At 72.9% G+C, this 14710-nt stretch carries 13 protein-coding genes and 1 rRNA gene; 9 read left to right on the top strand and 5 right to left on the bottom strand.

The annotated features are described in order from the left end of the window. Nucleotides 1-77: ribosomal RNA gene (locus FB455_RS07975) — 16S ribosomal RNA — on the bottom strand; the annotation flags it as partial. Between the two features lie 613 nt (nt 78-690). Beyond that, nucleotides 691-1974, bottom strand: a complete 1284-nt coding sequence (gene tyrS / locus FB455_RS07970) for a tyrosine--tRNA ligase (protein WP_030271096.1) — start codon at nt 1972-1974, stop codon at nt 691-693. Between the two features lie 101 nt (nt 1975-2075). On the opposite strand from tyrS, the gene FB455_RS07965 reads away from it, so the two are divergent. The 4 genes from FB455_RS07965 to FB455_RS07950 all read left to right on the top strand — a co-directional run bounded on the left by FB455_RS07965 (nt 2076) and on the right by FB455_RS07950 (nt 4459). Continuing rightward, the gene (locus tag FB455_RS07965; RefSeq protein ID WP_013285572.1) at nt 2076-2465 is read left to right on the top strand and encodes a PaaI family thioesterase; all 390 of its coding nucleotides are present in this window, start codon (nt 2076-2078) and stop codon (nt 2463-2465) included. 86 nt (nt 2466-2551) lie between these two features. Continuing rightward, nucleotides 2552-3778 (top strand): NRAMP family divalent metal transporter, encoded by a 1227-nt coding sequence (locus FB455_RS07960; RefSeq protein ID WP_030271094.1) that lies wholly within the window; start codon nt 2552-2554, stop codon nt 3776-3778. Beyond that, nucleotides 3775-4155: a hypothetical protein gene (locus FB455_RS07955; RefSeq protein WP_013285570.1), complete on the top strand. Its 381-nt coding sequence runs from the start codon at nt 3775-3777 to the stop codon at nt 4153-4155. Before FB455_RS07960 ends, FB455_RS07955 begins: the two co-directional genes overlap by 4 nt. Then, nucleotides 4142-4459 (top strand): hypothetical protein, encoded by a 318-nt coding sequence (locus tag FB455_RS07950; RefSeq protein ID WP_013285569.1) that lies wholly within the window; start codon nt 4142-4144, stop codon nt 4457-4459. Before FB455_RS07955 ends, FB455_RS07950 begins: the two co-directional genes overlap by 14 nt. Before the next feature lie 30 nt (nt 4460-4489). Here the strand turns inward: FB455_RS07950 and FB455_RS07945 are convergent, their stop codons facing one another. The 3 genes from FB455_RS07945 to FB455_RS07935 form a co-directional block, all read right to left on the bottom strand. Then, a complete protein-coding gene (locus tag FB455_RS07945; protein ID WP_013285568.1) occupies nt 4490-5845 on the bottom strand; it encodes a hemolysin family protein in 1356 nt (451 codons plus the stop codon). Nucleotides 5846-5991: 146 nt separating this feature from the next. Beyond that, a complete protein-coding gene (locus FB455_RS07940; protein WP_071095687.1) occupies nt 5992-6627 on the bottom strand; it encodes a hypothetical protein in 636 nt (211 codons plus the stop codon). Nucleotides 6628-6636: 9 nt separating this feature from the next. Next, nucleotides 6637-7140 (bottom strand): GNAT family N-acetyltransferase, encoded by a 504-nt coding sequence (locus FB455_RS07935; protein WP_030271092.1) that lies wholly within the window; start codon nt 7138-7140, stop codon nt 6637-6639. A gap of 133 nt (nt 7141-7273) precedes the next feature. On the opposite strand from FB455_RS07935, the gene ppdK reads away from it, so the two are divergent. The 5 genes from ppdK to pflA all read left to right on the top strand — a co-directional run bounded on the left by ppdK (nt 7274) and on the right by pflA (nt 14702). Next, nucleotides 7274-9934 carry a pyruvate, phosphate dikinase gene (gene ppdK / locus FB455_RS07930; RefSeq protein ID WP_145752712.1) on the top strand — a complete coding sequence of 887 codons (2661 nt, stop codon included), beginning with the start codon at nt 7274-7276 and terminating at the stop codon, nt 9932-9934. A 12-nt stretch (nt 9935-9946) separates the two neighbouring features. Further along, a complete protein-coding gene (locus FB455_RS07925) occupies nt 9947-10390 on the top strand; it encodes a hypothetical protein (RefSeq protein WP_145752710.1) in 444 nt (147 codons plus the stop codon). Nucleotides 10391-10557: 167 nt separating this feature from the next. Further along, nucleotides 10558-11568 (top strand): alcohol dehydrogenase AdhP, encoded by a 1011-nt coding sequence (gene adhP / locus FB455_RS07920; RefSeq protein WP_071095692.1) that lies wholly within the window; start codon nt 10558-10560, stop codon nt 11566-11568. Nucleotides 11569-11634: 66 nt separating this feature from the next. Further along, complete coding sequence (gene pflB / locus FB455_RS07915; RefSeq protein WP_123109675.1) at nt 11635-13878, top strand: formate C-acetyltransferase; 2244 nt, start codon at nt 11635-11637, stop codon at nt 13876-13878. Then, nucleotides 13875-14702, top strand: coding sequence for a pyruvate formate-lyase-activating protein (gene pflA / locus FB455_RS07910; protein ID WP_486481511.1), 828 nt, complete (start codon nt 13875-13877; stop codon nt 14700-14702). The genes pflB and pflA overlap by 4 nt, the downstream gene beginning before the upstream one ends. The last annotated feature ends 8 nt before the right edge of the window (nt 14703-14710 follow it).

Genomic DNA, 14710 nt, shown 5'->3' with positions numbered 1-14710 from the left:
GGGCCTTTCCGCTCGACTTGCATGTGTTAAGCACGCCGCCAGCGTTCGTCCTGAGCCAGGATCAAACTCTCCAACAAAAACTTGTCGAACAGCATAACCTGGCAACAAAAGTGTTGCCAAAGGAATCCCAACCAGCCAAACCAAAAGGCCTGACCAGTACGGGGTATAAAACAATTGGCACTGGCTTTACAAGCACCCTGTTGAGTTCTCAAAGAACAACCACACACCGACCAGAAGCACCGCTACCAGCGGAACCCCCAGCCGGGGCATTTCGTTCAACCACCCGCCGCTCTCGCGCCGGGCACTTTTACTACGTTACCCGGTGGTTTCTGCCGTGTCAAACCGGTGTCAACCAGTTTGTCGTGCGTCACCTTTTACCGGGCACCCCGATTCAACCGACTTCCGTCGGTCGTTCCGAGGAATTCGGTAGGCCGGCCGCCCGCCCGCGGTTTTCCCGCTGGCCCGTCCGTTTCCCTACCGGCCGAGAACCTTACCCGGTCGGTTCCGCCTCGCCAAATCCGCCTCCCGGCGAATCCGGGGCACCACCCGGTTCTCAGGTCCTGCGCTCCGGCCTTCCAGGTCTTTCGCCCTGTTTCGTCCGTTCCGCGCTGGCAGAGAGAAAGTTACGCGCCCAGCGGAGTGATCGTCAAATCCGCTGGGCGCGTCCCGCGTCACACAGTCGACAGGCGGCTATCCGCGCAGCTCGACGCCCGCGAACGAGCGCTTGCCCCGGCGCAGTACGAGGTAGCGGCCGTGCAGCAGGTCGTCCGCCGACACGGTGGCGTCCACCTCGGAGATACGCGTGTTGTTGACGTACGCGCCGCCCTCGGCGATGACCCGCCGTGCCTCCTTCATGCTCGGCACCAGGCCCGACTCCTTGAGCAGGCCGGCCACGTCCGGCAGCTCGTCGAGGTGCACCAGGCCGGCCTCGGTCAGCGCGGCGCGCAGCGTCTCCGGGGCCAGCTCGTCGAGCGAGCCGCGCCCGAACAGCGCCTGGCTCGCGGCGACCGCCTGGGCCATCTCCCGCTCGCCGTGCACGAGCGTGGTCAGCTCCTCGGCGAGCGCCCGCTGGGCCAGGCGCGCCTGCGGGCGTTCCGCTGTGGCCTTCTCCAGTTCCTCCAGCTCCTCACGGGAGCGGAAGCTGAAGTACCGCAGGTAGCGGCTGACGTCCCGGTCGTCGGCGTTGACCCAGAACTGGTAGAACGCGTACGGGCTGGTCATCTGCGGGTCGAGCCAGATCGTGCCGGTCTCGCTCTTGCCGAACTTGGTGCCGTCGGCCTTGGTGACCAGCGGCGTGGTGAACGCCTCCACCGGCCCGGCGCCGCGCCGCCGGATGTAGTCCACCCCGGCGGTGATGTTGCCCCACTGGTCGGAGCCGCCGTACTGGAGCCGGCAGCCGTGCCGGCGGTGCAGCTCGAAGTAGTCGTTGGCCTGGAGGAGCTGGTAGCTGAACTCGGTGTAGCTGATGCCCGTCTCCAGCCGCGCCTTGACCACCTCGCGGGCGAGCATCTTGTTCACCGGGAAGTGCTTGCCGACGTCCCGGAGGAACTCCACCACCGACATCTCGCCGGTCCAGTCCAGGTTGTTGACCAGTTGGGCCGCGTTCTCCCCGGAGTACGTGACGAACGGCGAGAGCTGCTCGCGGATGCGCTCGACCCAGCCGGCGATCACCTCGGGCGGGTTCAGCGTCCGCTCCGCGCTCTCCTTCGGGTCGCCGATCTGCCCGGTGGCGCCACCGACGAGCAGCAGCGGACGGTGCCCGGCCTGCTGGAGCCGGCGGGCCATGACGACCTGCATCAGGTTGCCGATGTGCAGGCTCGGCGCGGTGGGGTCGAAGCCCACGTAGAAGGTGGTGCTCCCGCCGTCGAGCAGCTCGCGCAGTTCGTCGAGGCCGGTCGAGTCCTGGATCAGGCCCCGCCACAGCAGGTCGTCGGTCAGGGAGTCCCGCCCCTGCGGGAGGTTGCTGTCGGTCACGGTCACCGATTCTCCCCCATCACCGGGCCCGGCCCGTACCGGGTTTGCCGAGGTGCGGCCGACTAGGCTGGCGGCGCCGTCGAACGCGAGGAGGAACCGCGGTGGACATGCCGAACATGACCGGTGGCTTCGTGGCCCTGCTGGGCCTGACGTTCGACGAGGTCAGCGGGGACCGGGTGGTGATCCGCTGGAAGGTGCGCCCGGAGCTGCACCAGCCGTACGGGATCCAGCACGGCGGCGTCTACTGCTCGGTGGTGGAGACGGCGGCGAGCATCGGCGGCGCGCTCTGGCTGGGCGACAAGGGCAACGTGGTCGGGGTGTCGAACCAGACCGACTTCCTGCGCGCGGTGCGGGACGGCGAGCTGACGGCTGTCGGCACGCCGGTGCACCGGGGCCGCAGCCAGCAGCTCTGGCTCGTGGAGATCACCGACGCCGACAGCCGGCTGGTGGCGCGCGGTCAGGTACGGCTGCAGAACCTCACCGCCGCCTGACATCCGCGGGCTCGCCGATTCAGCCCGAAAAGGGGCACTGACGCCGATATCGTCGCCTCGGTGAGGACATCCGCTCCCGATCCGACGTGAGGAAGCTGTTCGCCGCCACGCTCGGCGTGCTGTCGGCGGTCGGCGGCTTCGTCGACATCGGTGACCTGGTGGCGGCCAGTCAGGCCGGCGCGCTGTTCGGCATGGCCCACACCTGGGTGCTGCTGGTCGGGGTGGTCGGCATCTGCGCGTACGCGGAGATGGCCGGCCGGATCGCGGCGGTGAGCGGACGGGCGGTGTTCGACCTGGTCCGGGAGCGTCTCGGGCCGCGCGTGGCGCTGCTCAACCTGGTCGCGTCGTGGCTGGTCACTGTGGTCACGCTCGCTGCGGAGCTGGGCGGGGTGGCGCTGGCGCTGCAACTGGCGACCCGGCTGAGCCACCTGTTCTGGGTGCCGCTCGCGGCGCTGGCCGTCTGGCTGGTGCTGTGGCGGCTGCGGTTCGAGCTGATGGAGCGGATCTTCGGCCTGGCCGGGCTGACCCTGCTGGTGTTCGCTGTCGCGCTGGTTGCGCTGCCGACCGACTGGCCGGCACTCGGGCAGGGCGTGTGGCAGGTCAGCGCGTCCGGGCACGGCTGGCCGCTGTACTGGTTCGTGGCTGTGGCGTTGTTCGCCTCGACTGTGAGCCCGTACGAGGTGTTCTTCTTCTCCTCCGGCGGCGTCGAGGAGCGGTGGGGCGCGGCGGACCTGGCGCGGGCCCGCTCGAACGTGCTGATCGGTTTCCCGGTGGGCGGGTTCCTGGCGTTGTCGCTGGTCGCCGTGGCGACGGTGGCCTACCACCCGTCCGAGGCGTCGTTGGGCACGCTCGACGAAGTGGCGCGGCCGGTGGCGACGGCGCTCGGCGGCGCCGGCCTGGCCGCCGCGGTGCTGGCGTTCTTCGCGGTGACGTTCGGCGCGGCGCTGGAGACCGGGCTGTCGGCGGCGTACGCGGCGGCGCAGTACTTCGGGTGGCAGTGGGGCAAGCGGGTCCGCCCCCGGGAGGCGGCCCGGTTCCACAGCGTGCTGCTCGTCGGTCTGCTGCTCGGTGTGGTGATGCTGATGACGACTGTGGACCCGGTGCGGCTGACCGAGTACATGCTGGTGCTGAGCGCGGTGGTGCTGCCGCTGACGTACCTGCCGATCCTGGTCGTGGCCAACGACCGCGGGTATCTCGGCGACCGGGTCAACGGGCGGTGGCTGAACCTGCTCGGCGCGGTGTTCCTGCTGCTCATCGTCGCGGCCTCGGTGGCGGCGATCCCACTGGCGATCATGACGGGGATGGGGCCATGAGGGTTCAGCTCGCCAGGCGGCTGCTCGACCGGCAGATCGTCGACGTGGACGGGTTGCTGGTCGGGCGCGTCGACGACATCGCGTTCGCTGTCGACGACGAGGGCTACCCGTACGTGGACAGCCTGCTCACCGGGCAGGGCGCGCTCGGCGAGCGGATCGGCGGGCGGGTCGGGCGGCTGCTGGTGGCGGTGGCGGACCGGTTCACCGACGACCCGCCGGTGCCGCCGTTGCGCGTACCGCTGTCCCAGGTCGCCCGGGTGGACAGTGCGGTGCGGCTGCGCTGCCCGGCGACGGACCTGCCGCCGTCACCGGTGGAGGCGTGGCTGCGCCGGCACCTGATCGAGCGCATTCCGGGGTCCGGTCGTGCGAGCGGGTGAGCTGCTCGGCCGCACCGCGTACGACCTGCACGGGCGGCGGCTGGGCCGGGTGGTGGACGTGGTGGTGCGCGGCGGGTGGCCGCCGGACCGGCTGCGGATCACCGACGTGATCGTCGCCGGGCACTGGTGGACCCGGGTGATCAGCCGGCTGATCGGCCCCGAGCTGCACCCGTCCGGGCCGTGGCTGCTGCGGGTGATCGCCCGGTTGGTCGGGCGGAGCACCCGACAGCTGCCCGCCGACGCGGTGCAGCTGCTTCCGCCGGTGCCCGGCTTCCCGTTCGGCCCGCCGGCCGGGCACCGCTGAGCCGGGCGCCGGGGGACCGGCCGGGGCCGGTCAGCGGCGTGCCTCGTCGAGTTCGGGGGCGTCGGCCGGGCCGGCGGCGCCGTCGGTGGTGTCGCCGTCCGGGGAGCCGTCGTGGCGGCCGCGGCGGCGGACGTGCACCTCGGTGATGGCCCGCTGGTCGACGCCGGCCACCGACAGCTCCCAGCCGTCCACGGTCACCTGCTCCCCCGCCACCGTCGGGATGTGCCCGAGGCAGATCAGCACCAGCCCGGCGACAGTGGTGTAGTCGCCGGCGGGCCGGTTCGGCAGCTCCACGCCGAGGTCGGTCAGGTCGTGCACCGGGAACGTGCCGGGCAGCACCAGCGTGCCGTCGGCCTCGGTGCGCACGGCGCGCAGGTCCCGGTCGGTCTCGTCGTAGATCTCGCCGACGATCTCCTCCAGGATGTCCTCCAGCGTCACGATCCCGTCGACCGCGCCGCGCTCGTCGACCACGAGCGCGATGTGCTGGCGTTCGGCCTTGAACTGGCGCAGCGCGTCGACCACGGGCAGCGAGTCGGGCAGCAGCATCGGCGGTCGGGCGATCTCGTCGACCGGCCGGTCGTCGGAGACGCCGACCAGGTCCCGCAGGTGGATCACGCCCACCGCCTCGTCCAGGCCGCCGTGGCGGACCACCGGCGCCCGGGAGTGGCCGGTCGCCGCCAGGACGAGCCGCGCGGCCTCCGCGGTGGTGCCGCTGTCGAGCGTGAAGACCTGCAACCGGGGTACGAGCACCGCCCGCAACTGCCGGTCGGCGATCTCCACCGCGCCGGCGATGATCGTGCGCTGTTCCTTGGTGAAGCCGTGGTTGCCGGCCACGATGTCGCGCAGCTCGTCCGGGCCGATCTCGTCCGGCTCGGCCTTCGGGTCCAGGCCGAACAGGCGTACCACCAGGTCGGTGGTCGCGCCCAGCAGCCAGACGGCGGGCCGGGTGATGCTGGACAGCACGTCCAGCGGCCGGGCCACCAGCAGCGCCCACCGCTCGGCCGACTGCATGGCGATCCGCTTCGGGGCCAGCTCACCGAAGACGAGCGTGACGAACGTGAGCACCAGCGTGACCGCGACGATGGCGACGGTCTCGGCGGCGTTGCCGAAGACGCCCAGCAGCGGGACGAGCGGCCGGGCCAGCGACACCGCGGCGGCGGCGGAGGCCAGGAAGCCGGCGAGTGTGATGCCGATCTGGATCGTGGCCAGGAACCGGTTCGGGTCCTTCGCGAGACGGGCGAGGGTCCGTCCGCCGCGGCTGCTGCGCTCCAGCCGCTGCACCTGGCTGTCGCGCAGGGAGACCAGGGCCATCTCGCTGCCGGCGAACACCGCGTTGAGGATCACCAGCACACCGACCAGGGCAAGCTGGCTCCAGTAGCTCTGCACGACCGGTTATCTCCCTCGGCCCGATCCGGGTCGGCCGATGGCCGACTCGCCGGCCGGTAGATCCGGTCGGCGTGGCCCTCTGTTGCCCCGCGGGCCCGCGCCTGAATCCTGTGTGATCACTGAGCGTCGGGCGGCGGGTGCCGAGTTCACCCGCTCGTGGCAGGGGCCGGCAGGTCGAGCACGTACGCGCCGCCCTCGGGGCGGAACCCGAGCCGGTGGTAGTAGGGGGCGATCATGCCGGGCGGGCTGACCACCCGGCGGAAGCCCCGGTCGGTGAACAGCCGGCTGCGCCGGTAGACGAACTCCCCCGGCGTGAAGTCGCGGAACGGCGGTGTCACGTAGTCCAGGTCGATCTGGGCTACCCCGCCCGGTTCGGCGTGCGAGAGCATCACGCCGACCACCTCGTCGGCGCGTACCACGAGGAACGCCGAGCGGTCGGGGGCGGCCGGATCCCAGCGGAAGCCCGGGTTGAACCGGGCGATGTCGGCGGCGTGCACCCGCAGCGTGTGCGCCAGGAAGGCGTCGCCGGTGCCCACCTCGACCACCTGGTAGGTCTGCTCGTCGTGCCGGGTGGCCAGCAGCTTGCGCAGGTACCAGACGTTGATCACGGCGAGCACCACGTTCAGCCCGACCATCGGCCAGACCTGCACGGCGGTGTTGTAGCCGATCAGGATGAGGCAGCCGACCAGGTTGAGCGCGCGCAGCCGCAGGATCCGGGTCTGCAGCAGGGACCAGACCAGCAGCGCGGAGCCGGCCCAGCCGACGAGTTCCAGCCAGTTCACTCGGGGAGACTAGCGGTCTGCCTGGTCAGACCCCTCGGCGGGCAGCTCCAGGACGTACTCCTCGACCTCGGTGCCGCGCGACGGTGCGTACCCGGAGTCCTCGCCGATCACGACGAAGCCGCACTTGCGCAGCACCGCGAGCGAGGCGGCGTTGTCCTTGGCGGCGCGGGCGTGCAGCGGCCGGTGCGGCACCTCGCGCAGCAGCGCGCGCAGCGCGGCGGTGGCGTGGCCCCGCCCCCAGTGCGCCGCGTCGATCCAGTAGCTGACCTCGGTCTGCTCGCCGACCGGGAACGCGGCCACCCGCCCGACCAGCCGGCCGCCGACGACGACGGCGCGGTTCACGATCCGCTCGTCGGCGCGGATGCGCGCCCAGTGCGCGTCGAACGCGGCCCGGTCGGACGGGTCCTTCGGGCCGAACGCGGCCATCCAGTTCGCCTGCGGGTCCTGCTCGTGGGCGAAGAAGGCGGGCAGGTCGTCGTCGCGCACCGGGCGGAGCAGCACCTCGTTGGTCACGGCCGGAACGATACGGGCACCCCCCGACACTCTCGGGACCTCCGGCCCGGTGTGTGTCCCGTCCGGCCCTGCCGCGCCGCCGCCCGGCCCGGCTACCAAGGAGGTGGAACGACTCAGCCGAGGAGGCCGGACCATGTCGAAGTACGTCTACGACTTCATCGAGGGTGACCGCAGCCGGGCCGACCTGCTCGGCGGCAAGGGCGCGAACCTCGCCGAGATGACCCGGCTCGGGTTGCCGGTGCCGCCCGGGTTCACAGTCACCACCGACGCGTGCCGGGCGTACCTGGCCACCGGTGCGCCGCCGGACGGCCTGTACGAGGAGATCAACGCGCATCTGCGGGAGGTCGAGGCGCGGCTGGACCGGTGGCTGGGCGACCCGCGTGACCCGCTGCTGCTGGCGGTGCGTTCCGGCGGGCGGTACTCGATGCCGGGGATGATGGAGACGATCCTCGACATCGGGCTCAACGACACCACCGTGGCCGGGCTGGCCGCCCGCACCGGTGACGAGCGGTTCGCCTGGGACTCGTACCGGCGGCTGATCCAGATGTTCGGCCGGACCGTGCACGGCATCCCGGCCGACGAGTTCGAGCACGAGCTGGCCGCGCTGCGGGCCACCGCCGGGCCGGACGGACCGGGCGCCGACCAGTTGCGCGACCTGGTCGAGACGTACAAGAAGATCTTCACCCGGCACGTCGGGCACGACTTCCCGCAGGCCCCGCACGAGCAGCTGTTCCTGGCCGTGCGCGCGGTGTTCGAGTCCTGGCACTCGGAGCGGGCCCGGATCTACCGGCGGCAGGAGCGCATCCCGGACGACCTGGGCACCGCCGTCAACGTGATGGCGATGGTGTTCGGCAACCTCGGCCCGGACTCGGGCACCGGTGTGGCCTTCACCCGCGACCCGGCCACCGGCGCCCCCGGCGTGTACGGCGACTACCTGACCGACGCGCAGGGCGAGGACGTGGTGGCGGGCATCCGCAACACGGTGCCGCTGACCGAGCTGGAGCGGCTGGACCCGGCGAGTTTCCACCGGCTGCGGGAGATCATGGCGACGCTGGAGCGGCACTACCGCGACCTGTGCGACGTCGAGTTCACCATCGAGCGCGGCCGGCTGTGGATGCTCCAGACCCGGGTCGGCAAGCGCACCGCGGCGGCGGCGTTCGTGATCGCCGCGCAACTGGCCGAGGAGGGCCTGATCACGGCCGACGAGGCGCTCACCCGGGTCAGCGGGGCGCAGCTCGCCCAGCTGATGTTCCCGGCCTTCGACGCCGCCGGCGCGCCCGAGCCGCTCGCGGTCGGCGTCGGCGCCTCGCCCGGCGCCGCGGTCGGCCGGGTGGTCTTCGACTCGGCCGCCGCGGCGGCGGCCGACGGACCGGTGATCCTGGTCCGGCCGGAGACCAACCCGGACGACCTGCCCGGCATGATCGCCGCGGCCGGGGTGCTCACCTCGCGCGGCGGGAAGACCTCGCACGCCGCGGTGGTGGCGCGGGGCATGGGCCGGACCTGCGTGTGCGGCGCGGAGGCGCTGCGCATCGACGTCGAGCGCGGCGAGTTCGCCGTGGGCGAGCAGGTGGTGCGCGCCGGCGACCTGATCTCGATCGACGGGACCAGCGGGCGGATCTGGCTCGGCGAGGTGCCGGTGCAGCCGTCGCCGGTGGCCCGGTACCTGACCGGTGAGCTGCGGCCGGAGGCCGACCCGCTGGTCGCCGCCGTGCACCGGCTGCTCGGCCACGCCGACGCGGTCCGCACGCTCGGCGTCCGCGCCAACGCGGACACCCCGGACGACGCCCGCCGGGCCCGCGAGCTGGGCGCCGCCGGGATCGGGCTGTGCCGCACCGAGCACATGTTCCTCGGCGAGCGCCGGGAACTGGTCGAGCGGCTGATCCTGGCCGACGGCCCGGCCGAGGTCGGCGCCGCGCTGGACGAGCTGCTGCCGTTGCAGCGGGCCGACTTCCTCGGACTGCTCACCGCGATGGACGGGCTGCCGGTGACCGTCCGGCTGCTCGACCCGCCGCTGCACGAGTTCCTGCCTCCGCTCGCCGAGCTGACCGCCCGGGTGGCGGGCGCGCAGGCGCGCGGCGAGGAACCGGGCCACGACGGCGTGCTGCTGGCGGCGGTGCGGCGCATGCACGAGACGAACCCGATGCTGGGGCTGCGGGGCGTACGGCTCGGGCTGGTGGTGCCGGGCCTGTTCGCGATGCAGGTGCGGGCGCTGGCCGAGGCGGCCGCGCAGCGGGTCCGGGCCGGCGGTGACCCGCGCCCGGAGATCATGGTGCCGCTTGTCGGTGACGTGCGGGAACTCGCCGCGGTGGCGGACGAGGCACGGCGGGTGCTGGCCGAGGTGCCTGACGCACCGGACATCCCGGTCGGCACCATGATCGAGACGCCCCGGGCGGCGCTGACCGCCGGGGACATCGCCGCCGAGGCGCACTTCTTCTCCTTCGGCACCAACGACCTGACGCAGATGACCTGGGCGTTCTCCCGGGACGACGTGGAGGGCGCGTTCTTCTCCACGTACCTGGAGCGGGGGATCTTCCCGGTGTCGCCGTTCGAGAGCATCGACGCCACCGGCGTGGGCCGGCTGGTCCGCCTCGCCGTCGCCGAGGGGCGGGCGGCCCGGCCGGACCTGACCGTCGGCGTCTGCGGTGAGCACGGCGGCGACCCGGAATCGATCGGGTTCTTCGCCGACGCCGGGCTCGACTACGTCTCCTGCTCGCCGTACCGGGTGCCGGTGGCACGGCTGGCCGCCGGCCGGGCCGCTGTCGAGGCCCGCACCGAGAAGTCCGACTCCCGCTAGGAGGGCAGCACCATGACCGCCATCTTCAACCCGACCGGACCGGCTGTCACGCCGCTCCCCCGGCCCACGCCGCCGCCGGCCGCGACTCCCGCCCCCGCCCCGGCCGGGCCGGTCGGCCCGGTGCTGGAGCTGCCCGGGGACGCCGCGCTGGTGCCGGTGAACCGTGACGGCCGCCCGGTCGGCGTCTTCGTCGCGGCCGGCGGCCGGGTCCGCTACCGGCGCGTGGTCGAACCCGACCAGTTGGTCGCCGCCGCCACCGGCGCGTTCGCGGTGGCCGCGCTCACCGCCGCCGTGGCCGTGTGGTCGCGGCGCCGCCCGCCGTCGGTCGGCACCGTCACCATGGGTCCGGGCGGATGGGTCAGCCTGCGCGGCGTGCCGGCGCCGCGGCTGCGCCCGGACCACAGGCCCTGGTGGGCGCGCCTGCTGCGGGCCCGCCGCCTGGTCGTCGACCGCTGACCACCTCAGGGGTACGGCCGCCGGTACGTCACCGGCGGCCGTACCGCCGTTCCCCCGCGCGCCCGCGAGGAGGGCCGTTGGTCCCGGGTCACCGCGGTCCTGCGCCCCTGCCCGGATGCTCCCGGGTGGACGACGCTGAGGGGGAGAACGAGAGAGGGAGGCCCCCGATGCGCGCCAGTGTCGTCACCGCGTTCGACCGTCCGATGGAGATCACCGAGCGTCCCGTGCCGGAGGTCGGCCCGGGCGAGATCCTGGTCCGCATCGAAGCCAGCGGACTCTGCCACACCGACATCCACGCCGCCCGCGGCGAGTGGCCGGTGAAGCCCACCCCGCCGTTCGTCCCCGGACACGAGGGCGTCGGCCTGGTCGAGCAGGTCGGCCCCGGCGTCACCGAGCACGCCGTCGGCGACCGCGTCGCGCTGCCCTGGCTCGGCTGGGCCTGCGGCACCTGCGCGTACTGCGTGACCGGCTGGGAGACGCTGTGCGAGTCGCAGCGCAACACCGGCTACAGCATCGACGGCGCGCACGCCGAGTACGCGGTCGCCGCCGCCCGGTACGCGGTACGCGTGCCCGACGGCGTGGACCCGTTCGAGGCCGCGCCGCTGACCTGCGCGGGCGTCACCACGTACAAGGCCGTCAAGGTCGCCGGGGTGCGGCCGGGCGAGCGGGTCGCGATCTTCGGCATCGGCGGCCTGGGTCACCTCGCCCAGCAGTACGCCCAGATCTTCGGCGCCGAGACGATCGCGGTGGACGTGACCGCCGAGAAGCTGGAGCTGGCCACCTCGCTCGGCGCCGCGCACACCGTCGACGCCGCCACCACCGACCCGGTCGAGCGGATCACCGCGCTGGGCGGCGTGGACGTGGCGATCGTGCTGGCCGCGAGCCCTCGCGTGATCGAGCAGGCGCACCGCTCGCTGCGCCGCGGCGGCCGGCTGGTGCTGGTGTCGCTGCCCGCCGACAACGCGATCACCCTGCCCGTCTTCGAGACGGTGCTCAAGGGCATCACGGTGCTCGGCTCGATCGTCGGCACCCGCGCCGACCTGGCCGAGGTCTTCGCGCTGCACGCCGCCGGCCGTACCCGGGTCGTCTACGAGACCCGCAAGCTGGACGACATCAACGACGCGGTGGACGACGTCCTCGCCGGCCGGGTCGCCGCCCGGCTCGTGCTCCAGCCCTGACCCCCGTCCCCGGTCCCCGCACCCGGCGGGGACCGGGCCACCGCCGACGCCCGGAGAGGGACCGACATGACCGCCACCGAACCCCTGGCCCCCTGGCGCGGATTCCACGCCGGAGCGTGGCAGGAGACAGTCGACGTGGCCGACTTCGTCCGCCACAACCACGAGCCGTACACCGGGGACGCGTCGTTCCTCACCGGGCCGACGCCGCGCACGCTCGCGGTGTGGGACCGGCTGCGGGAGATGTTCGGCGAGGAGCGGCGGCGCGGCGTGTACGACGTCGACGCGGCCACCCCGTCGACCATCACCTCGCACGCACCGGGCTACATCGACCGGGAGCGGGAGCTGATCGTCGGGTTGCAGACCGACGCGCCGCTGCGGCGGGCGATCATGCCGGCCGGCGGGCTGCGGATGGTGGAGACGGCGCTGCGGGCGTACGGACGCGAACCGGACCCGCGGGTGCACGAGATCTTCACCCGGTACCGCCGCACGCACAACGACGCGGTCTTCGACGCGTACCCGCAGGACGTGCTGGCCGCGCGGCGCTCGCACGTGATCACCGGGCTGCCCGACGCGTACGGGCGCGGGCGGATCATCGGCGACTACCGCCGGGTGGCGCTGTACGGCGTGGACCGGCTGGTCGAGGAGCGCCGCGCGCTCAAGGCGGCGCTGGACGACCGGCGCAGCACCGACGACGTGATCCGCGACCGGGAGGAACTGGCCGAGCAGATCCGCGCGCTCGGTGAGCTGAAGGAGATGGCCGCCTCGTACGGCTTCGACATCTCCCGCCCGGCCGCCACCGGCGCGCAGGCGATCCAGTGGCTGTACTTCGCCTACCTGGCCGCCACGAAGGAGCAGAACGGCGCCGCGATGTCGCTCGGCCGCACCGCCGGGTTCGTCGACGCGTACCTGCGGCGGGACATCGCCGAGGGGCGGCTCGACGAGAGCGGCGCGCAGGAGCTGATCGACGACTTCGTGATCAAGCTGCGGATCATCCGCTTCCTGCGCACCCCCGAGTACGACCAGCTGTTCTCCGGCGACCCGACCTGGGTCACCGAGTCGCTCGGCGGGATGGGCGCGGACGGCCGGCCGCTGGTCACCCGCACCGCGTTCCGCTACCTCCAGACGCTCTACAACCTCGGCCCGGCGCCCGAGCCGAACCTGACTGTGCTCTGGTCGCCGCGGCTGCCCGAGGGCTTCAAGCGGTTCTGCGCCCAGGTGTCGCTGGACACCAGCGCCATCCAGTACGAGAACGACGAGCTGATCCGCCCGGCGTACGACGACGACACCGCGATCGCCTGCTGCGTGTCGGCCATGCGGGTCGGCCGGGACATGCAGTTCTTCGGCGCCCGGGCGAACCTGGCGAAGGCGCTGCTGTACGCGATCAACGGCGGCCGGGACGAGCTGACCGGCACGCAGGTGGCCCCGCCGGCCGCGCCGGTCGGCGGCGAGACGCTCGACTACGACGAGGTGCTGGCCGCGTACGACCGGACACTGGACTGGCTGGCGCAGACGTACGTGGACGCGCTGAACGTGATCCACCACCAGCACGACAGGTACGCGTACGAGCGGCTGGAGATGGCGCTGCACGACCACCCGGTGCGCCGGTTCATGGCCACCGGCATCGCCGGCCTGTCGGTCGCCGTGGACAGCCTGTCGGCCATCCGGTACGGCCGGGTGAAGGTGCTGCGCGACGCCACCGGCCTGGCCGTCGACTTCGCCGTCGAGGGCGAGTTCCCGACGTACGGCAACGACGACGACCGGGCCGACGAGATCGCGGTGTGGCTGGTCGAGACGTTCGCGGAGAAGCTGCGCCGGCAGCGCACGTACCGCGACGCGGAGCTGACCATGTCGGTGCTCACCATCACCTCGAACGTGGTGTACGGCAAGCACACCGGCAACACGCCGGACGGCCGGCGCGCCGGTGAGCCGTTCGCGCCGGGGGCGAACCCGATGAACGGGCGGGACACGCACGGTCTGGTCGCCTCGGCGCTGTCGGTGGCGAAGCTGCCGTACGACGCGGCCCGCGACGGCATCTCGCTCACCGGCACCGTGACGCCGGACGGCCTGGGTCACACCCGCGACGAGCGGATCGCGAACCTGGCCGGTGTGCTCGACGGCTACGCGGACGCCGGCGGGTTCCACCTCAACGTCAACGTGCTGGACCGGGCCACGCTGCTGGACGCGATGGCGCACCCGGAGCGGTACCCGCAGCTCACCGTCCGGGTGTCCGGGTACGCGGTGAACTTCGTCCGGCTCACGCCGGAGCAGCAGCGCGACGTGGTGTCGCGGACCTTCCACGGGTCGCTGTGAACGGCCGCCTGCCCGCGCCGCCGGAGGTGACTCCGGCGGCGCCGGAGGTGACTCCGGCGGCGCCGGAGGTGACTCCGGCGGCGCCGGGTGCCGTCTCCGGCGCGGTGCACTCGTGGGACACCTCGGTCGGGGTGGACGGGCCGGGCACCCGGTTCGTGGTCTTCCTGGCCGGCTGCCCGCTGCGCTGCCGCTACTGCCACAGCCCGGACACCTGGTACGGCCGCAGCGGTCGCCGCCGCACGGTGGACGAGATGGTCACGCTCGCCACCCGGTACCGCCGCTTCATCCAGGTGGCGGGTGGTGGCGTCACGGTCAGCGGCGGGGAGCCGCTGCTGCAATCGGCGTTCACCCGGGAACTGCTACGCCGCTGCCACGACGACCTCGGCCTGCACACCGCGCTCGACACGTCCGGCTTCCTCGGTGTCCGCGCCGACGACGCGCTGCTGGACGCCACCGACCTGGTGCTGCTCGACGTGAAGGCGGGCAACCCGCAGACGTACCGCCGGGTCACCGGCACCGGCCGGCTCGCGCCGACGCTGCGGTTCGCGCAACGGCTGGCCGACCGGGGTACGCCCATCTGGATCCGGTACGTGCTGGTGCCCGGGCTGACCGACGCGGTCGACGAGGTGGAGCGGGTGGCCGACGTGGCCGCCGGGCTGGCGACGGTGCAGCGCGTCGAGGTGCTGCCGTTCCACCGGCTCGGCGCCCACAAGTACGCCGAGCTGGGCCTGACGTTCCCGCTGGCGGACACCGAGCCGCCGGATGCCGGCCTGCTGACCCGGGTACGCGGCCAGTTCGCCGCCCGCGGTCTCACCGTCACCTGACGGCGCGC

It is taken from the genome of Micromonospora sp. CNZ296, assembly GCF_007827635.1.
Note: the sequence above shows the minus strand (reverse complement) of the source record. Positions and strands in the feature narration are given on the sequence as shown.

Bases quoted from the DNA above. Each gene is read 5' to 3' on its own strand.
- FB455_RS07925 (WP_145752710.1), top strand. From the start codon at position 9,947: ATGACCGCCATCTTCAACCCGACCGGACCGGCTGTCACGCCGCTCCCC.
- pflB (WP_123109675.1), top strand. From the start codon at position 11,635: ATGACCGCCACCGAACCCCTGGCCCCCTGGCGCGGATTCCACGCCGGA.
- FB455_RS07955 (WP_013285570.1), top strand. From the start codon at position 3,775: ATGAGGGTTCAGCTCGCCAGGCGGCTGCTCGACCGGCAGATCGTCGAC.
- adhP (WP_071095692.1), top strand. From the start codon at position 10,558: ATGCGCGCCAGTGTCGTCACCGCGTTCGACCGTCCGATGGAGATCACC.
- ppdK (WP_145752712.1), top strand. From the start codon at position 7,274: ATGTCGAAGTACGTCTACGACTTCATCGAGGGTGACCGCAGCCGGGCC.